Raw genomic sequence first — 18,887 nt, 5'->3', positions numbered from 1 at the left:
AGCCCGGCCGGCGTTTGAGGACATCTTGTCGGGGGTCCAGGGGGCGGAGCCCCATGGTTTCGGGAAGGGGTGGGATTGGGGATAGCCCCGCAGGGATCGCCCCTACCCGAACCGCTCGATGCGGATCCGGTCAACCGGCTGGCCCCCGGCCACCAGCAGGCGCGAGGCGTGCTCGGCGAAGCCGTTCGACCCGCAGATGTACGCCTCCCAGCCGCCCTCGGGCTGAGCGGGGCCGAGGAACGGGGCCAGGTGCTCGGCGCGAAGCCGCCCCTCCGTCCGCGTCAACACCACCGTGGTCTCATCGCCGTATTCCTCCGCGTAGATCAGATCCTCACGCGTCCGCGCCGACACGAGAAGCCGCAGCGGCACCGCGCTCCCGCCCCGCCGCCAGTGCCGCAGCATCGACATCAGTGGGACCACGCCGGAGCCCGCGCCGAGCAGCAGCGCGGGACGGTCGCCGGGCCACGCGAAGAAACCGGACAGCGGCCCCCGCACCTCCACCACGTCGCCGACGCGGGCGACCGTGTGCAGATGCCCGGACACCTCGCCGCCCGGCACGTGGTCCAGGGTCAGCTCGATCTCGCCGCGCTCGGCGGCGTCCGCCGGGGCGGAGGCGAGCGAGTAGTGGCGCTGCGCCACGTAGCCGTCGGGCGCCGTCAGCCGCAGCATCACGTGCTGGCCCGGCAGATGCCCCTGCCAGTCGGCCACCTTCAGACGGAAGGTCGAGACGGTCCCGGCGGCGTTGTCCCGGCGGACCTCCACCACGGTCGCCCGCTGCCAGACGGAAGCCGCGCGATTGCTCACCGCGATGCGCCCGGGCACGGCGAACCGCGTCGGGGGAACGAAAGTCTCAGTCACCGGAGTAACGCTCCTCACGCCAGGGATTTCCCCGGTGGTGATAGCCGTTCTGCTCCCAGAAGCCCGGCTCGTCGTGGTCAAGGAGCCGCAGCCCCGCGACCCACTTCGCGCTCTTCCAGAAGTAGAGGTGGGGCACGATCAGGCGCGCCGGGCCGCCGTGCTCGGGAGGCAGCGGGCCGTCCCCGTACTCCCAGGCGATCCACGCCTTCCCGCCCGTCACGTCGGAGAGGGGGAGGTTCGTGGTGTAGCCCGTGTGCGAGTACGCGACGACGTGCGTGGCCTCGGGGCGCGGCCCCGCGGCGGCCAGGAACGCGTCCAGGCTCACCCCGCCGAAGCGCACCCCGAACTTGGACCAGCTGGTCACGCAGTGGATGTCGCCGCGGTACTCGGACGCGGGCAGCGCGTGTGCCTCGTCCCACGTCCAGGTGTGCGGGGACGTGACGAGCCCGTCCACGCGGAACGTCCAGTCCGCGGGCGCGAGCTCGGGCGTCACCTCGGCGGACAGGACGGGCCAGCCGTCCGCCGCGTCGTACTGCCCGGGAGGGAGCCGCGGGTCGCGGTCGGCGGCGCGGGCGCGGCCGGTGAAGCCGCGGGTGGGTTCGATGGTCATACGGTGCTTGCCACTTCGGAGGTGCTTGATGCCGTTTCGGAGGTGCTCGTCGTGCCCGTCGTGCTTGTCGTGCTCGTGGGGCCGGGCGCCGCGGAGGCCGCCGCGTCCCGCAGGGCTCGCAGCACGCGCTGCTCGTCCAGCGTCTCCAGCGTACGGTCGCGCATCAGGACGCGACCGTCGACCACCGTGTCACGTACGTCGGACGACGCGGCGGCGTACGCCAGCATCGACCACGGGTCGTGCCGCGGCGTGAGATGCGGCCGGGTGAGATCGAGCACGATCAGGTCCGCGCGCTTGCCCGGCTCCAGGGAGCCGAGCTCCTCGCCGAGGCCGAGCGCCCGCGCCGACTCGATGGTCGCCATCCGCAGCGCCTGCTCGGCGCCGACCGCCGTCGGATCGCCGCCCGCCTTGTGCACGAGCGCCGCGAGCTTCACCGCGCCGAGGAGGTCGAGCGTGTTGGAACTCACGGCGCCGTCCGTGCCGAGGCCCACCGTGACGCCCGCGTCGAGCAGGTCGGGCACGCGCGCGATGCCGCAGCCGAGCTTCAGGTTCGACACCGGGCAGTGCGCGACGGCCGTGCCGGTGCGGGCGATGGCCTCGATCTCCGCGTCCGTGAGGTCGACCGCGTGCGCGAGCAGCGTGTCGGGGCCGAGAACGCCGAGTGAGTCGAGCAGCTCCACGGGACGCATGCCGTGCTGCCGGGTGACCATCTCCACCTCGCCCGCGTTCTCGGCGGCGTGGATGTGCAGCAGGGCGCCGTGCTCGCGGGCGAGCGCGCTGATCGCCGTCAGCTGCTCGGGCGCGAGGGTGTACGCGGAGTGCGCGAAGATCCCTGGGCGGGTGCCCGGCGCCGGGGTGAGGGCGGCCAGGTCCGCCGCGGCCCAGCCGAGCCGGTCCGCGTAGGGGCGGCCGTCCGGCGGGCCCGGCACGTCCATGAACGTGGGTCCTGTCAGGAGGCGCCACCCGGCGTCGCGGGCCACGGCCTCGGCCGCCTCGTGGAACCAGTACATGTCGAGCGCGGCGGTGACCCCGCCGCGTACGGACTCCGCGATCGCGCCCTGGATCCCCGCGGTCACCGTCCGGGGCGAGAGCAGCTCCGCCTCGGCCGGGATCACGCGCGCCAGGAAGCCCTGCAGCGTCACGTCGTCGGCGATGCCGCGGAACAGGGTCATCGCCAGGTGTGTGTGCGTGTTGATGAGGCCGGGGAGGACGAGGCAGCCGCCGGCGTCCAGCTCATCGGTGGCCTCGTATGCGGCGCGCAGCCGTTCGGCAGGGCCGACCTCGACGATCCGTCCGTCGCGCACGGCGACGGCGCCGTCCGCCACGACCGTGCCTGACGCGTCGACGGTGAGGACGTCGCCGCCGTGGACCAGGAGATCTATGGAGCCGCCCCGGTCCTGGGCCGGCAGGTCAGTGGGGTGCATCGGTTCCGTTCTCCGTGACGTTGTTCAGGTGCGGCTCAGTGCTCCGTGGAAGCCAGCAGGCGCAGCGCGTCCAAGGCTATCCGGGCGCCACGGTCGACTCCCTCGGCCACCACGTCGCGGTGCGGGTTGTAGCCACCGGTGGCCTCTTCGTCGACGAGTTCATCGGCGTTCGCGCCGTCCACGACGAGCGCGCCGCCCGCGACGAGACCGTGCGTGGACGCGAAGACGTACAGCGCCGAGAGCTCCATCTCGATGGCCGCGATCCCGGCCGCCGCGTACGCCTCGCCCGGCAGCGGCAGGAAGCCCGGCTGGAACGCGGCCCGCGTCCACACCACGCCCCGGTGGTACGGGGCTTCGGCCGCGCGGGCCGCACGCTGCAGCGCGATGACCGCCTCCGGAGTCGCGAACGCCGGGTACTCGGCGGGGATCAGCTGCTGCGTCACGCCGTCGTCGCGCACCGCCGCGTCCGCGATGACCAGGTCGCCGTCGCGGATGCCGGGGCGGATCGCGCCCGCCGTGCCGAGCCGCAGGATGGTGGTGACGCCCGCCTCCGCGAGCTCCTGGAAGAGCAGGATCGCACCGGGGGCGCCGACGCCGTGCGAGGCGACGACGACCGGGGTGCCCTGCCAGGTGCCGGTGAAGGTGCGGTACTCGCGGTGGTACGACACCTCCTTCGCGTCGTCCAGGAGGTCGGCGACGGCGGTGGCGCGCGCCGGGTCGCCGACGACGACCGCGCGGGTGGGCAGGCCGGTGCGGGGGACGCGGGTGATGGGCAGTGCGTCGGTGAGCGCGACGGCTTCGGTGAGCGTACGGGCGTCGGTTGCGTCAGTTGCGTCGGTCGTCATGAGGAGGCTCCTACCAGGGGCGTCGTCTTGCGGCGGCGCCTGCGCGCCGTGGACAGGAAGAGGGCGGCCAGGGTCACCACGTACGGCGCGGCGTCGGTCGCCTGCTGCGGCATGCCGAGCCCCTGAAGACGGAAGCCGACGGCCTCCGCGATGCCGAAGAGCAGCCCGGCGAGCAGGACGCCGAGCGGCAGGGCGCGGCCCAGCATCACGGCCACCACGGCGATCCAACCACGCCCGGCCGTCATGTTCTCGGAGAACAACGTGACGTTGCCGAGGGCGAGTTGGGCGCCCGCGAGGCCGCAGAGGACGCCGGATGTCAGGACGGCGGCGTACTGATACTTCGCCGGGCTCACGCCCAGCGTCGCCGCCGCGTCGGGCGCCTCGCCGACGCCGCGCAGACGAAGGCCCCAGGGATGGCGGGCCAGGAACACGGCGGCCACGGCGACGGCGGCCCACGAGAGGTACACGAGCGCGGAGTGCCCGGAGAGGACCGCCCCGACGAACGGGATGTCGATGCCGCCGAGACCGGCCAGCCCCGGATCGGAGAAGGTGCCCTGTACGCCGAAGACCGTACGCAGCAGGAATCCGGTCAGGCCGACCGCGAGGAGGTTGAGCGCGACGCCGAGCACGACGGCGTCCCCGCGCAGCGAGATCGTCCCGACGGCCAGGATCATCGAGTACGCCGCGGAGGCGAGGGCGGCGAACACGACACCCAGCCAGGCGCTCCCGGTGAACCAGCTGCCCGCGACGCCGCTGAAGCAGCCGATCAGCATCATGCCTTCGAGGCCGATGTTGAAGACGCCCGCGCGCTCGCAGACCGCGCCGCCGAGCGCGGCGAGGAGGATCGGGGTGAGGGCGAGGAGCGCCGAGTGGAACAGCGCGGAGTCGATGCTCATCGCACGCTCACTTCCTTCACTTCGATCTCGTCGGTGGGCTGCTCTCCGGGCTTCTTCCTGGCCCGGCGCCACGTCAGGTTGAGCCGGGCCGCGAGGAAGACGATGACGACGGCCTGCAGGACCTGCGTCAGTTCGCGCGGCACTTCGGTGGTCCGCTCCATGGCGAGCCCGCCCACTTCGAGCGCCGCGAAGAACAGGGCGGCCAGAGCCGTCCCGATCGGCGCGGCGGCGGCGAGGAGCGCGGCCGTGAGACCGGTCCAGGTGTGCCCGGCCGCGGTGAGCGAACCGTCGATGAAGCGATAGGGGAAGCTGAGCACGCCGATGGCGCCGACCAGGCCCGCGACGGCGCCGGAGAGCGCCATCAGCCGCAGCGTGAGCCGCGGCCTGTCGACGCCCGCGTAGGCGGCGAAGCGTGGGTTGAGGCCCGTCATGCGGATCTCGTAGCCGGTGGCGGTACGGGCGTCGGCGAAGACGAAGACGGCGACCGCGACGGCCACGAGGAGCAGCCCGACGGTGACGGTCGACGACCCGAAGGCGGGCAGCTCGACCCCGTCGGGAAGCCGCCGCGTCTGCGGAAGACTCGACCCGTCCTCCTTGAGCGGAAAGCGCGCGAGGTAGGAGGCGAAGGACATCGCCGGATACCCGAGCAGCAGACTGCTGACGAGCAGCGGCACCCCGAACCGGTTCTGGCAGACGGCGGCGAGCGCGGCGTAGGCGGCGCCGGCCGCCATGCCCGCGAGCAGCGAGGCGACGACGGTGAGGGGCGCGGGCAGCGGCGAGTAGAGCCCGGTGGCGACGGCGGCGATCCCGCCGAGCACCAACTGCCCGTCCCCGCCGAGGTTGAGCAGCCCCGCCCGCATGGGGATCGCGAGCGCGAGGGCGAGCCCGATGATGCTGGTCCCGGTGGTGAGGGTGGACCCGATGCCGTCGGGCCCGAGCGCACCGCTGACGACGGAGCCGTACGCCCCGATGGGGTCGGCGCCGGTCCCGACGAGGAAAAGCGCGCCGACGAGAACGGCGGCGACGACGGAGTGCAGCGCGGGCGCGCGGAGGCTCCGGCCGCCGAGGGAACGGATCGCGGCACCCATGTCAGGGAGCCTCCTTCTCGCGGGGGGAGGGGATGACCGGGCCGGACTCGGCGTCACGGTCGGGCGAGGCCACGACGGGAGCCTGCGGGGTGGGCGACTCGGCAACCGGCTCGGCGGACGACGCGGCAGTCGCCGAGGTGGGCGGCTCGGCGGTGGAGGCGCGGTGGGACGTGGACGCGTCGGCCGTGGTCGGCTCACCGTTCTGACCACTGCTCGGGAAGGCGGCGTCAGGCACGGTGCGCGAGCCCGTCACCGCGGCCCCGGCGGCGGCGGTCCTGCCCGCGTTGGTTCCGTCTGTGGCGGTCCCGTCCGCGCCGGTTTCGTCCGTGGCGGTGCTGCCCGGGCCAGTTCCGTCTGTGGCGGTCCCGTCCGCGCCGGTTTCGTCCGTGGCGGTGCTGCCCGAGCCGGTCTCGTCCGCGGCGGTCCCGACCGCGCCGGTCCCATCCGCGCCGGACCCGCCCGCGCCGGACCCGCCCGCCATGGCGAGGCCAAGGGCCCGCTCGGTCGCGTCGCCGCGAGAGAACTCCGCGGCCACCCGGCCCTCGTACATCACCAGGACTCGGTCGGACAGGCCGCGGATCTCGCTCAGTTCGGCGGAGACCAGGAGGATCGCGTGGCCCGCGTCGCGGTGGGCGATCAGTTGGTCGTGGATCGTCTGGATGGCGCCGATGTCGACGCCCCGGGTGGGCTGTTCGACGATCAACAGGGGGGATTCGTGGGCGAGTTCACGGCCGATCACCAGCTTCTGCAGATTGCCGCCCGACAGTGAGCCCGCCGTGTGGCGGGGCGATGCCGCCTTGATGCCGAAGCGGTCGATCAGGACGCGCGCGTGCTCGCGGAGCCAGGACGGGCGCAGGAGGCCGTGCCCCCGGTGGTGGCCCATCGCCAGGTTCTCCGCGATCGTCGCCGCCGGCGCCGTGCCGACCGCCACGCGGTCCTCGGGGACGTAGGCGAGACCCGCCGCGCGGCGCCCCGCCGCCGAGGCGTCCGTGATGTCCTGCCCGCAGAGCGTGACCCGCCCCGCGGAGACCGGACGCAACCCGGCGATCGCCTCGACGAGTTCACTCTGACCGTTGCCCGCCACGCCCGCGATGCCCACGATCTCGCCCGCGCGGACGCAGAGCGTGACCTCGCGCACGGCGTCCGTCGACAGGGAATCGACGAGAAGGACATCGCCGCCCGGCGTGCCCGTCGGATGTACGCGGTCCAGCTCCACCGCACGCCCCGTCATCGCCGCGGCGATACCGTCCGCGCTGGTGTCCGCGGTCCGCATCCGCGCCGCCACCCGGCCGTCCCGCAGGACCGTCACCGCGTCGCTGCCCTCCATCACCTCGCGCAGCTTGTGGGTGACGAGGAGGACCGTGCGCCCGTCGTCCGCGAGGGAGCGAAGGACACCGAACAAGGCGTCGGCCTCGGAGGGGGTCAGGACCGCCGTCGGCTCGTCGAGGATCAGCGTACGAGCGCCGCGGTAAAGGAGCTTGAGGATCTCCACGCGCTGGCGCACGCCCACCGGCAGGTCCCCGACCTTCGCCGCGGGGTCCACCGCGAGCCCGTGCTCATCGGCGAGCGCGCCCACCCGCCGCAGCGCCTCGGCCCGGTCCGTCAGACCGAAACGGCGCGGCTCGGCCGCGTACACGACGTTCTCGGCGACCGTGAAGGACGGGAAGAGCTTGAAGCTCTGGTGCACCATGCCCAGGCCCGCAGCGATCGCCTCGCTCGGGCTCGCGAAGGTCACCTCGCGCCCGTCGAGCAGGATCTGCCCGGCGTCCGGCCGCTGCAGCCCGTACAGGACCGACATCAGCGTCGACTTGCCCGCGCCGTTCTCGCCCATCAGGGCGTGGATCTCACCACGCGCGACGGTCAGATCCACCCGGTCGTTGGCGAGCGTGCCGGGGAACTCCTTGGTGATACCGCGCAGTTCGACGGCGGGGGAGCCGACGACGGTCTCAGGCCGCGGGGTCATTGACCTTCAGCTTCCCGGCGACGATGTCGTCCCGCAGCGACTCGACGCGCTTCAGCACGTCCTCGTGGTCGGCGATCAGGCACTTGGAGTCCGCGACGCCCGGCTCGAGGCCGGTCAGCGACATGCCGCCCTCCTTGAGGCCGTACGACACCGTGGCGCCGCCCTTGCCCTTGAGGATCTGCGCGATGCCCTTCTCGACGGCGACATCGGTCTTCTTCAGTACGTTGTCGACGACGACCCCCGGGTTGCCCAGGCACTGGTTCGCGTCGACGCCGTACGCCTCGAAGCCCTTGGCCTTCGCGGCCTGGAAGACACCGGTGTTGCCGCCCGCCGCGGCCGCCATCACCTGGTCGACCCCGCCGGAACCGAGCGTCGACGCCTGGTCCTTGGCGCGCGCGGCGTCATTGAACGGCGACTGCCCGCCGACGAAGAGCGTGCGGGACTTGACCCCCGCCTTCACCTTCTTCGCACCGGCCGCGAACGGCTCGCTGTAGCGGCGGAACTGCGGGGTGTCGAGGACGTCGACGGCGCCCACCTTCTTGCTCTTGGTGAGAAGACCGGCCTCGGCGCCCGCGAGGTACACCGCCTCGTGCTCGCGGAAGACCGCGCAGGTGACGTTCTTGTACGTCTTCTTCGTGCACGCGTCGACGAGCAGGAACTGCTGCTTCGGGTGCGCCTCGGCCTGCTGCGCGGCGATGTCGGCGAACTCGAACCCGACGAGCGCGATGACGTCGGGCGCGGAGTCCACGGCCGACTGCACGTTCTGCTGCTGCGAAGAGGTATCGCTGCTCTGGAAGACCTTCGGGGTCCCGGCGCCCTGCGCCTTCGCCGCCGACTTCACCCCGCTGACGGCCAGCTTGAGGAACTCGTTCTGGGCCACCGGGTCGGGCGTGACGAGCGTGAACGCCTTGGCTCCCTCGGCGCCTTCGCCGTCCGAACCGCCCTTCTTCGCCGCCGCGTTGCAGCCGGTGGCGAGAAGGGCGGCGCCGACGGCGAGTGAGGACAGCCGAAGGGACGTACGGCGGGATATGCGAAGCGGCATGCGCAGGGACATACGGGAGCGCCTTCTCGAAGGAGCCTGGGAGCCCAGGCGGTGGCAGGGAGGGGGTCGGACGTGCGAAGCGGCGTCGCTCAGCGACAACAGCGGAAACCGCGGCGACAGCGGCACATTCGGCGGCCGTCGGTCACGGCGGTGCAGCGCATGGGGCAGCCCATGGGGCCAGCGGTCCGCTGGTCTTTCATGGCCGTCCTCCTCGCACCGTGGGTCGGTCCGTCCTGGGTGGCGGTGAGGGTAACACCGGATTTCGGACAGCCGCACGAACGTCTCGAAATATGGTTCGAGCACGTCAGGTACGGTGACGACACCCCTCCCCGCATGGCCTGAAACGCCCCTATTTTCCCGGAGTTGAGTACATGAGCAGCCAGGACCTGCGCGCTGTCACGTGGACGGTGGCCGCGGAGGGCGGCACGCCCTCCCTCTCCCTCATCGACCAGACCGCGCTCCCGCACACCCTGGAGCGCCTCGACGTCACCACCGTCGACCAGCTGATCGACGCGATCGTGCGGCTCGTGGTCCGCGGCGCCCCCGCGATCGGCGCGGCCGGTGGGTACGGCGTCGCGCTCGCCATGGCGCAGGGCGCGCGCGAGGGCTGGGACCGTGCGCGCCTCGACGCGGAGGTCGCGCGGGTGCGTGCGGCGCGGCCCACCGCCGTGAACCTGATGGTGTGCGTGGACCGGGTCGCGCCGCTCATCGACGCGGGTCTGCCCGCGGTGCTCGCGGAGGCGGACGCGATCGTGCGGGAGGACCTCGAGGCGAACCACGCGATGGGCGCGTTCGGAGCCGACTGGCTCCTGAAGCGGGTGTCCCAGGACCGGCCGCTGAGGATCCTCACCCACTGCAACACGGGCGCGCTCGCCACGGCGGGCTGGGGCACGGCCTTGGGCGTCATACGTGAACTCCACAGCCGTGGCCGCCTGGAGACGGTCTACGCCGACGAGACCCGCCCCCTGCTGCAGGGCGCGCGGCTCACCGCGTGGGAGCTGGCGCAGGAGGGGATACCCCACTTCGTCCAGGCGGACGGGGCTGCCGCGGGCACGATCCTGCGGGGCGAGGTGGACGCGGCGATCGTCGGGGCCGACCGGATCGCCGGGAACGGCGACACGGCCAACAAGGTGGGCACGGTGGGGATCGCGCTGGCGTGCGCGTACGCCGGGATCCCGTTCGTGGTGGCCGCTCCCACCACGACGGTGGATCTCGCCACGGCGACGGGTTCGGACATCCACATCGAACTGCGGGGTGAGGACGAGGTGTTGGAGTGGGCGGGCGTACGGACCGCTCCGGCGGAGTCGCGGGGCCACAATCCTGCTTTTGATGTGACCCCGGGGGCGCTGGTGACGGCGCTGGTGACGGAGCGGGGCGTGTTGGAGGTCGCTGCGGGTGAGTTGCCGTCGGTTGGGCTGAGCTAAGAACGGTTCCTTTTCCCCAGCCCCGCCCCTTCCCGAAAACCGTGCCTGCGCCCCGGGCCTACCTGGGGCTCCGCCCCAGACCCCGACAAGATGGCCTCAAACGCCGGCCGGGCTGGATATATCCAGCCCGGCCGGAATCTTCCAGCCCGTCCGGCGTTTGAGGACGAACTCGGCGGAGCCGGTGATGACGGCAACCAAGGCCCCCGCGCCCAGCGGGTTTTCGGGAAGGGGCGGGGTTGGGGAAAAATCAGCCCCGCGTCAGCTCAAGCTCCAGCAACCACTCCACCACCTCAGTACGATGCCGCGCCTCGCGAGGATCCGCTCCCCACACATACAGCCCGTGCCCAGCGACAACCACCGCAGGCATCCCAGGCGAAAGCGCCGCCTCAAGCCGATCCCCCAGCACCACCATGTCCTGGCTGTTCTCGATCACCGGCAGCGTCACAGCAACCTCATGCGTCCCGTGCCCGAGCCCCTTCAGCATCTCCAGGTCCCGGAACGCCACGCCCCCCGGCTTCCGGTGCCCCATGGCCACCGAAGCCACGGTGTGCACATGCACCACAGCCCCAGCCCCAGTGAGCGCAGCGACCCGCGCATGCAGCGCCGCCTCCGCCGAAGGACGCCCCGCGCCCAGCGCCGCACCGGACGCGTCCGTCAACACCACGTCCGCGGACGTGAGTTCACCCTTGTCGCGCCCACTGGCCGTCACCGCGAGCTGAAGCGGCGTACGCGAGAGGACCACGGACAGGTTCCCGGACGTACCCCGCATCCAGCCGAACGACGCGAAACGCGCGGCCTCCGCGGCGAGGACGGCGCCCGCCTCCTCAAGGTCGAGAACTGAAGTGGTCTCACTCATCGAACGCTCCTGGTTCCTGACACAAGGCTGATCTCGTCGAAGGCCGCGGCCTCCGGATGTCCGCCGACCCCGGCGGCGAAGTAGGGCTCCCCGGCCCGCCGTACACCCACGGTCCGCCACCCGGCGTCCCGCGCCGCATCCAGCTCCCCGAGCCGGTCGGAGAGGAAGAGCGTGCGGTCCGGGTCCACCCCGACAGCGGCCGAAATCGCGCGGTAGGAACCGGGATCCTGCTTCGGCCCCGCGTTCTCCGTGTCGTAGAAACCGCTCACGAGCTCCATCAGGGAACCCTCCGGCGAGTACGTGAACCACGCACGCTGCGCGGCGACGGACCCGGACGAGTACACGTACAACCGCACCCCGCCCCCGTCCCTGTCCCCGTCCGCGGCCCAGCCCCGCAGTACGCCGATCACCTCGGGGTAGAAGTGCGAGACCAGCTCGCCCCGCGCGAAGCCCTCCGCCCAGAGGATGCCCTGGAGCGTCTTGAGGGGCGTCGCCTTGCGGTCCTCGTCCACCCAGCCGTGCAGGATCTTCTCGACGCGCCCGGCATCCGCGTCCGGCTCACCGGCCAGTTCGCGCACCTGCGCGACCGCCCGCGCCACCTCCGGCTCGTCGCCCCGCGAGGCGAGCAGCGACCCGAAGCGCTCGCGCGCGTAGGGATACAGCACATCCACCACGAAGCCCGTGGCGCTCGTGGTGCCCTCGATGTCGAGCACCACGGCGTCCACGGAGCCCGTGTCGAACTCGACGCTCACGCCACGTTCCCCGCGTTCCCCGCGTGACCCGTGTGACCCGCGTGGATCGCGTCGAAGTCCGGGAAGCGGTCCGCGATCGGGCTGCCCGTGAACGTGCCGATCCAGCCGTCCTCCTCGTGGAAGAAGCGGATCGCCGTGAACGAAGGGGATGTGCCCATGTCGAACCAGTGCGTCGTGCCGCGCGGCACCCCGAGCAGATCGCCCTTCTCGCAGTAGACCGCGTGCACTTCACCGGCCACGTGCAGATAGAAGATGCCCGAGCCCGCGACGAAGAAGCGCACCTCGTCATCGTCGTCGTGCGTGTGCTCGGCGAGGAACTTCTGCCGGGCCGCCTTCGCCTTCTCGGGCCACTCGGGGTCGTCGCTGGGGTGCAGCGCGACCACGTCGACCGTCTGGAAGCCCTCCTCGGCGTTCAGCAGGTCGATCTCCGCGCGGTACGCGGCGAAGACGGTGTCGCTGTCCGCGTCGGCGGGCACGTCATCGCGTACCGGCCACTGCTCGTAGCGCACGCCGACGGGGGCGAGCGCGGCGGCGATCTCGACCGGGTCCGCGGTGCGGCGTACGACGGTCTCGGGGCCGGACTCCGGCCAGGTCGTCAGGAGGGTCATTGATCACTCCAGGGCAGGTCAGGGATGTCTTCGGATCGTAGCTCGCGGTCCGGCCACGTCACACGGTGTCCCACAGCGTGGACGGCGCCGCCCCGCGCACCACCGGCGCGACCTCCTCGGCGAACCGCTGCAACGTCTCGATCTGTTCGCCGCGCTCCAGGCCGAAGCCGTCCACGGTGACGGACTGCAGGTCGTGCCCGTACACCTCGTGGTAGCCGAGGATCTTGTCGATGATCTGCTGCGGGGAGCCGATGAGCTGCGGCCCGTCGGCGATCGCGTCCTCGATGGTGCGGAAGGGGGTGTTGTAGCCCGCCCTGCCTTCCAGACGCGGCCTGAAGTTCTGGCGCACCCTCGCCTCGTACAGCTCGCCGTAGCGCGCGACCGCCTGCTCCGCGGAGTCCGCGATCAGCAGCCCGCCCGAGCCCGCGGCCACCCGGGCGCGCGCCGGATCGTGCCCGTACTCCTCGAACCGCTCGCGGTAGTACGCGATGAGCTTCGCGTACGCGGCACGCGGCTGGACGGCGTTGGCGGTGAAGAGCGGATCCCCGTGCTTGGCCGCCAGATCGGGGGAGTTGAGGGACGTCGCCGAACCGTGCCAGATGCGGGGCAGGCCCGCGTACGGGCGCGGCACCGTCGTCACGTCCTTCAGCGCGGGCCTGAACTCGCCCTCCCAGTCGACGTTCTCCTCGCTCCACAGGCGGCGGAGCAGCTCGTACTTCTCCTTCTGCAGATCCCACTGCCGCTCCTCGTCGAGCCCGAAGAGATCGAAGTGCCCGGCCTCCGCGCCCTTGCCGATCACCAACTCGACGCGGCCGCGCGAGATCTGATCGAGCGTCGCGTAGTCCTCGGCCACCCGCACCGGGTCGAGGATCGCCACGACCGTGACGCCGGTGAGCAGCTTGATCCGGGTGGTCCGCGCGGCGAGCGCGCCCAGCACGACGGTGGGGCTCGACGAGAGGAAGGCGCCCGCGTGCCGCTCGCCCACGGCGTACGCGTCGTAGCCGAGCCGCTCGGCGGCCACGCCGACCTCGATCACGTCCGCCAACCGGTCGGCTGACGTGGGGAGTTGACCGGTCAGCGGATGCGGGGCATGGCCGATGATCGACAGGACCTGGAACTTCATGGTGTCCCTTCCGTGGTGCGACCTCCCCACTCTCCCCGCGCCGTATTGCACGCGTATGTACGCGCCATGGCGGCCCGGCCGGGTACGCCGAAGGGGCGGCCCCCAAGCGGGAGCCGCCCCTTCGATCAGCTAGTGCCTACTTGCCGTCGAGCACGTCCTGGACCTTGGCGCGGACGTCGTCCGTGGCAAGGCCGCGGATCGTCAGCGTCGTACGGCGGCGCAGGACGTCGTCCACCGTCTCGGCCCACTCGTTGTCACGGGCGTAGACGACCTGCGCCCAGATCTCGGGGGCGTCCGGCGAGACGCGCTCGGCGAGCTCCGGGTTCTCGTTCGCCAGGCGGGCGATGTCGAAGGAGAGCGAGCCGTAGTGCGTCGCCAGGTGCTTGGCGGTGTCGGCGGCCATGCGCGGGCCGGGCGCCGGACCGTCGACGAGCAGCCGGTGCGCGACCGCGCGCGGGTTGGCGATGCCGGGCAGCGGAAGCCGCTTCTGCAGCTGCGAGATCGGCTCGTAGTCGTCGCCGAGCGGGTGGCCGGGCAGCGCCTCCAGCTTCTTCATCACCGTACGGCCGATGTGGCGGAAGGTCGTCCACTTGCCGCCCGCGACCGAGAGCATGCCGCCCGCGCCCTCGGTGACGACCGTCTCGCGCTTGGCCTTGGAGGTGTCGCCGGGACCGCCGGGCAGAACCCGCAGACCCGCGAAGGAGTACGTGATCAGATCGCGGGACAGCTGCTGGTCGCGGATGGAGAACGCGGCCTCGTCCAGGATCTGCGCGGTGTCCGACTCGGTGACGCCGACGTCCGCCGGGTCGCCCTCGAACTCCTCGTCGGTCGTGCCGAGCAGCAGCATGTCCTCCCAGGGCAGGGCGAACGTGATGCGGTACTTGTCGATCGGCGTGGCCAGCGCGGCCTTCCAGGGGGCGGTGCGCTTGAGGACCAGGTGCGCGCCCTTGGAGAGGCGGATGGAGGGGGCCGCGTCCGGGTTCTCCATCTTGCGCAGGTGGTCGACCCACGGTCCGGTCGCGTTGAGCACCAGGCGGGCGTTGACGCCGAACTCGGTGCCGTCCATGCGGTCCTTGAGCTCTGCGCCCGTGACCCGGCCCTTGGTGAAGCGAAGTCCTGTGACCTCGGCGTGGTTGAGGACGGCGGCGCCGGCCTCGACGGCCGCGCGGACCGTCATCAGGGCCATGCGGGAGTCGTTCATCTGGTCGTCGCCGTACACGGCCACGGCCTTGAGGTTGTCCGTGCGCAGCTCCGGCACGTCCTGCGCGGCCTTCGAGGGGCTGAGCAGGTGGCCGACGCCGTCGCCGAAGGCGGACAGCGCCGAGTAGGCGAAGACGCCCGCGCCCAGCTTGGCGGCGCCGTGCGGGCCGCCCTTGTAGACGGGCAGGTAGAAGGTGAGCGGGTTCGCCAGGTGGGGGGCCACCTGACGCGACACCGCGCGACGCTCGAAGTGGTTCTCCGCCACCAGCTTCACCGCGCCGGTCTGCAGGTAGCGCAGACCGCCGTGGAGAAGCTTGGAGGAGGCGGAGGAGGTGGCGCCGGCGAAGTCACCGGCGTCCACCAGAGCCACCCGCAGTCCCGACTGCGCGGCATGCCAGGCGGTGGAGATGCCCAGGATTCCGCCGCCGATCACCAGGAGGTCGTACGTCGCCTTGGAAAGCTGCTCCCGGGTCTCGGCGCGGCTCGCCACTCCAAAAGAAGCACGTGAACCGGCAGCCGGATGCGTCCCGAGGGCAGGGACGCTCTGCAGGGTGGTCATGTTGTTTACTCCTCGCCACTTTCGTCGAGCCAGCCCATGGAACGCTCTACGGCCTTGAGCCAGCTCTTGTACTCACGGGCGCGGGTGTCCGCGTCCATGCGGGGGGTCCACTCCGCCGCCCGGCGCCAGTTGGCGCGCAGTTCGTCGGTGCCGGACCAGAAGCCGACGGCGAGACCGGCGGCGTAGGCGGCGCCGAGGCAGGTCGTCTCGGCCACCATCGGGCGCACCACCGGTGCGTCGAGGAAGTTCGAGAGGGTCTGCATCAGCAGGTTGTTGGAGGTCATGCCGCCGTCGACCTTGAGGGCCGTGAGCTCGACGCCGGAGTCCTTCGTCATGGCGTCGGTGATCTCACGGGTCTGCCAGGCCGTGGCCTCCAGGACGGCGCGCGCGATGTGCGCCTTGGTGACGTACCGAGTGAGACCGGCGATCACACCGCGGGCGTCGGAGCGCCAGTACGGGGCGAAGAGGCCGGAGAAGGCCGGTACGAAGTAGGCGCCGCCGTTGTCCTCGACCGACGACGCGAGCGTCTCGATCTCGGCGGCGGAGTTGATCAGGCCCATCTGGTCGCGCATCCACTGCACCAGCGAACCGGTGACGGCGATGGAACCCTCGAGGGCGTAGACCGGCTTCTGCTCGCCGATCTGGTAGCCGACGGTGGTCAGCAGGCCCGAGTAGGAGTTGATGGCCGACTCACCGGTGTTCATCAGCATGAAGGTGCCGGTGCCGTACGTGGACTTGGCCTCACCCTTGGCGAAACAGGTCTGGCCGAAGAGGGCCGCCTGCTGGTCGCCGAGCGCGGAGGCGACGGGGATGCCGGGCAGGACGTCGCCGAGCTTGCCGCCGGTGACCTCGCCGTAGACCTCGGCGGAGGAGCGGATCTCGGGGAGCATCGCCATCGGAACGCCGATGGACTCGGCGATCTTCTCGTCCCACTTCATGGTGTGCAGGTTCATCAGCATGGTGCGCGACGCGTTGGTGACGTCGGTGACGTGCTTGCCGCCGTTGACACCGCCCGTCAGGTTCCAGATGACCCAGGAGTCCATGGTGCCGAAGAGGATGTCGCCCGCCTCGGCGCGCTCGCGCAGGCCCTCGACGTTGTCGAGCAGCCAGCGGGCCTTCGGCCCGGCGAAGTAGCTGGCGAGCGGCAGGCCCGTCTCACGGCGGAAGCGGTCCTGGCCGACGTTGCGGCCGAGCTCCTTGCACAGGGCGTCGGTGCGGGTGTCCTGCCAGACGATGGCGTTGTGCACCGGCTCGCCGGTGTTCTTGTCCCAGAGCAGCGTGGTCTCACGCTGGTTGGTGATGCCGATCGCCTTGATGTCCTCGTGAGTGATCCCCGCCTTGGAGATGGCGCTCGCGACGACTTCCTGGACGTTGGTCCAGATCTCGGTCGCGTCGTGCTCGACCCAGCCCGGCTTCGGGAAGATCTGCTCGTGCTCCTTCTGGTCGACCGAGACGATCCGGCCGTCCTTGTCGAAGACGATGCAGCGGCTCGATGTGGTGCCCTGGTCGATCGCGGCGATGAAGGGCCCTGCGGTGTGTGCGTCGGTGGTCACGGTGTGCTCCTGATTTCTTGCTCGGCGGTCTGTCTCAGGCGGTCATCGGTATCTGTCGCGCTCCTACTTGAACGCGATGTTGTAGATACCGCCCGCGATGGCGCCGCCGATCAGCGGGCCGACGATCGGCACCCATGCGTACGTCCAGTCCGAGCCGCCCTTGTTGGGCAGCGGGAGCAGGGAGTGCACGATGCGCGGACCCAGGTCACGGACCGGGTTGATCGCGTAGCCCGTGGGGCCACCGAGCGAGAGACCGATGCCGACGACGACGAGCGCGGTGATCAGCGCACCGAGGACGCCGATGCCGTTGCCGTTGTCGTTCAGGCCCTGCGTGAGGATCGCCAGGACCAGCACGACGGTCGCGATGACCTCGGTCAGCACGTTCTGCGCGTAGTTCCGGATCTCAGGACCGGTCGAGAAGATGCCGAGCACCGGACCGGCCTTGGGCGCGGCCTTCTGGTCGACGAGGCCCTCGTCCGCCGGCTGGGCGGCGAGGATCGACGGGTCGGTCAGGTGCGCCTTGAACTGGCCCATGTACGTGAGCCAGACCAGGATCGCGCCGATGATCGCGCCGAGCAGCTGCGAGCCGAGGTAGAGCGGAACATCGCTCCACTTGGTGCCGCCCTCGATGGCGAGGCCGAGCGTGACCGCAGGGTTGAGGTGGGCGCCTGACACGCCACCCGCCAGGTAGGCGCCGGTCAGCACCGCGAAGCCCCACCCGAAGGTGATCGCGAGCCAGCCGGCGTCCTTGGCCTTCGAGGCCTTGAGCGTGACGGCGGCGCAGACGCCGCCGCCGAGCAGGATGAGTATGGCGGTACCGATGGTCTCGCCGATGAAGATGTCGGAGCTGGACACCCGCGACTCCTTTGTCCTTCGTCCAGGGGAAGGCGAACCCCGGGTCCCTCCGGAGGTCCGCGACCTCAGGTGAGGTCGTTGCCGGCCCTTGGCCTTGTCACACTCTAGCGCGTAATGCCGGTAGGTGTTCGACAATGCCGACCGATGGACGCGAGTCTCACCCCGGGGTTACTTACCCGTCAAGAGTTCCGTTATTGAAAACACGATCGTTATTGATCGTTCCGGGTTATCGGTCGTGGCGGGGGTCGCCACGGGGTGAAACACGTGCATCGATGGTCGCGCAGAAGAGTGCCCCCTGCATGTTGAGCAGGGGGCTTGTCGGGGTGCGCGCCCCGAAGGGGCGCGGGGAACCGCGCGATCAGCCACGGACGGCCCGCGGTTTTGTCACCGGTCCAGCAGGCTCAGAACCGCCCGGCGCCCAAGTCCCGCGATACGGCGCGAGCGCAGTCCCGTACGGCCGCGATCAGATCGGGGCGCAGCTCCCCGTCCTTCTGGACACGCTCCACCGCACCGGTGATGCCGACCGCGCCGACCGGCATGCGGCGCCGGTCGTGAATGGGCGCGGCCACGGATGCGATGCCCTCCCAGGTCTCCTCGACGTCGGAGGCGTACCCGCGCGCGCGGGTCATGTCGAGGACGCCCTCGAAGTCGTCGGGGTCCACGACCGTGCGCGTGGTGAGGGCAGGCCAGTCGGCCTCCGCTGCCTCGCTGTGCGCCACCGGATCGTAGGCGGCGAGCACCTTGCCCAGGGCCGTGGAGTGCAGCGGCTGCATCGCCCCGACCTCGAGGACCTGGCGGCTGTCGTCGGGCCGGAAGACGTGGTGCACGATCAGGACGCCCTGCTGGTGCAGCACGCCGAGGTAGACGCTCTCGCCGCTGGAGCGGGCCAGGTCGTCGGTCCACACCAGGGCGCGGGCCCGCAGCTCGTGCACGTCCAGATAGCTGTTGCCCAGGCGCAGGAGCTCGGCGCCGAGCTGATAGCGGCCCGAAGCGGAGTCCTGCTCGACGAAGCCCTCCGCCTGCAGCGTGCGCAGAATGCCGTGGGCCGTGCCCTTGGCCAGGCCAAGGGCGGACGCGATCTCCGAGAGGCCGAGCCGTCGCTCTCCGCCCGCGAGCAGCCGCAGCATCGCGGCCGCCCGTTCGAGCGACTGGATGTTCCGTGCCATCGCAGCCCCTTCCTCCGTCCCCTGTGACTCCAACGTTCGACAATGCTGAACACTATCGGTCGTTG

At 71.3% G+C, this 18,887-nt stretch carries 16 protein-coding genes and 1 pseudogene; 1 reads left to right on the top strand and 16 read right to left on the bottom strand.

Going from position 1 to position 18,887, the window contains the following annotated elements:
• Positions 1 to 102 precede the first annotated feature (102 nt).
• From ABD378_RS12520 to ABD378_RS12485, 8 genes and pseudogenes are all read right to left on the bottom strand, one after another.
• Complete coding sequence (locus tag ABD378_RS12520) at positions 103 to 858, bottom strand: FAD-binding oxidoreductase (RefSeq protein ID WP_344520730.1); 756 nt, start codon at positions 856 to 858, stop codon at positions 103 to 105.
• Entirely contained in the window at positions 851 to 1,462 is a 612-nt protein-coding gene (locus ABD378_RS12515) for a sulfite oxidase-like oxidoreductase (RefSeq protein WP_344520742.1), read from the bottom strand. The genes ABD378_RS12520 and ABD378_RS12515 overlap by 8 nt, the downstream gene beginning before the upstream one ends.
• A gap of 2 nt (positions 1,463 to 1,464) precedes the next feature.
• Entirely contained in the window at positions 1,465 to 2,892 is a 1,428-nt protein-coding gene (locus ABD378_RS12510) for an amidohydrolase (protein WP_344520728.1), read from the bottom strand.
• A 35-nt stretch (positions 2,893 to 2,927) separates the two neighbouring features.
• Positions 2,928 to 3,737, bottom strand: coding sequence for a nucleoside phosphorylase (locus ABD378_RS12505; protein ID WP_344520727.1), 810 nt, complete (start codon positions 3,735 to 3,737; stop codon positions 2,928 to 2,930).
• On the bottom strand, positions 3,734 to 4,633 hold the full coding sequence (locus ABD378_RS12500) for an ABC transporter permease (protein ID WP_344520726.1): 900 nt from the start codon (positions 4,631 to 4,633) through the stop codon (positions 3,734 to 3,736). Before ABD378_RS12500 ends, ABD378_RS12505 begins: the two co-directional genes overlap by 4 nt.
• Entirely contained in the window at positions 4,630 to 5,721 is a 1,092-nt protein-coding gene (locus tag ABD378_RS12495; protein ID WP_344520725.1) for an ABC transporter permease, read from the bottom strand. The genes ABD378_RS12500 and ABD378_RS12495 overlap by 4 nt, the downstream gene beginning before the upstream one ends.
• Before the next feature lie 448 nt (positions 5,722 to 6,169).
• Positions 6,170 to 7,684 (bottom strand): annotated as a pseudogene (locus ABD378_RS12490) (ABC transporter ATP-binding protein); the annotation flags it as partial.
• Entirely contained in the window at positions 7,668 to 8,726 is a 1,059-nt protein-coding gene (locus ABD378_RS12485) for a BMP family ABC transporter substrate-binding protein (RefSeq protein ID WP_344520724.1), read from the bottom strand. The pseudogene ABD378_RS12490 and the gene ABD378_RS12485, both read right to left, overlap by 17 nt.
• Positions 8,727 to 9,097: 371 nt before the next feature.
• Between ABD378_RS12485 and mtnA the strand changes: the two genes are divergently transcribed.
• Positions 9,098 to 10,150, top strand: a complete 1,053-nt coding sequence (gene mtnA, locus ABD378_RS12480; RefSeq protein WP_344520723.1) for an S-methyl-5-thioribose-1-phosphate isomerase — start codon at positions 9,098 to 9,100, stop codon at positions 10,148 to 10,150.
• 247 nt (positions 10,151 to 10,397) lie between these two features.
• Here the strand turns inward: mtnA and mtnB are convergent, their stop codons facing one another.
• The 8 genes from mtnB to ABD378_RS12440 form a co-directional block, all read right to left on the bottom strand.
• The gene (gene mtnB, locus ABD378_RS12475) at positions 10,398 to 11,006 is read right to left on the bottom strand and encodes a methylthioribulose 1-phosphate dehydratase (RefSeq protein WP_344520722.1); all 609 of its coding nucleotides are present in this window, start codon (positions 11,004 to 11,006) and stop codon (positions 10,398 to 10,400) included.
• The gene (mtnC, locus tag ABD378_RS12470) at positions 11,003 to 11,758 is read right to left on the bottom strand and encodes an acireductone synthase (RefSeq protein ID WP_344520721.1); all 756 of its coding nucleotides are present in this window, start codon (positions 11,756 to 11,758) and stop codon (positions 11,003 to 11,005) included. Before mtnC ends, mtnB begins: the two co-directional genes overlap by 4 nt.
• On the bottom strand, positions 11,755 to 12,366 hold the full coding sequence (locus ABD378_RS12465; protein WP_344520720.1) for a 1,2-dihydroxy-3-keto-5-methylthiopentene dioxygenase: 612 nt from the start codon (positions 12,364 to 12,366) through the stop codon (positions 11,755 to 11,757). Before ABD378_RS12465 ends, mtnC begins: the two co-directional genes overlap by 4 nt.
• 58 nt (positions 12,367 to 12,424) lie before the next feature.
• Complete coding sequence (locus ABD378_RS12460) at positions 12,425 to 13,489, bottom strand: LLM class flavin-dependent oxidoreductase (protein ID WP_344520718.1); 1,065 nt, start codon at positions 13,487 to 13,489, stop codon at positions 12,425 to 12,427.
• 136 nt (positions 13,490 to 13,625) lie between these two features.
• Positions 13,626 to 15,248, bottom strand: coding sequence for a glycerol-3-phosphate dehydrogenase/oxidase (locus ABD378_RS12455; protein ID WP_344520717.1), 1,623 nt, complete (start codon positions 15,246 to 15,248; stop codon positions 13,626 to 13,628).
• A gap of 5 nt (positions 15,249 to 15,253) precedes the next feature.
• On the bottom strand, positions 15,254 to 16,801 hold the full coding sequence (glpK, locus tag ABD378_RS12450) for a glycerol kinase GlpK (RefSeq protein WP_344520716.1): 1,548 nt from the start codon (positions 16,799 to 16,801) through the stop codon (positions 15,254 to 15,256).
• 63 nt (positions 16,802 to 16,864) lie between these two features.
• Positions 16,865 to 17,656 carry an MIP/aquaporin family protein gene (locus tag ABD378_RS12445; RefSeq protein WP_344520715.1) on the bottom strand — a complete coding sequence of 264 codons (792 nt, stop codon included), beginning with the start codon at positions 17,654 to 17,656 and terminating at the stop codon, positions 16,865 to 16,867.
• A 401-nt stretch (positions 17,657 to 18,057) separates the two neighbouring features.
• Entirely contained in the window at positions 18,058 to 18,822 is a 765-nt protein-coding gene (locus tag ABD378_RS12440) for an IclR family transcriptional regulator (protein WP_344520713.1), read from the bottom strand.
• Between the last annotated feature and the right edge of the window lie 65 nt (positions 18,823 to 18,887).

This window comes from Streptomyces rectiviolaceus, from assembly GCF_039533825.1.
Classification (GTDB): Bacteria; Actinomycetota; Actinomycetes; order Streptomycetales; family Streptomycetaceae; genus Streptomyces; species Streptomyces rectiviolaceus.
The sequence above is the reverse complement of the archived record's forward strand: the minus strand, read 5'-3'. Positions and strand labels throughout refer to the sequence as shown.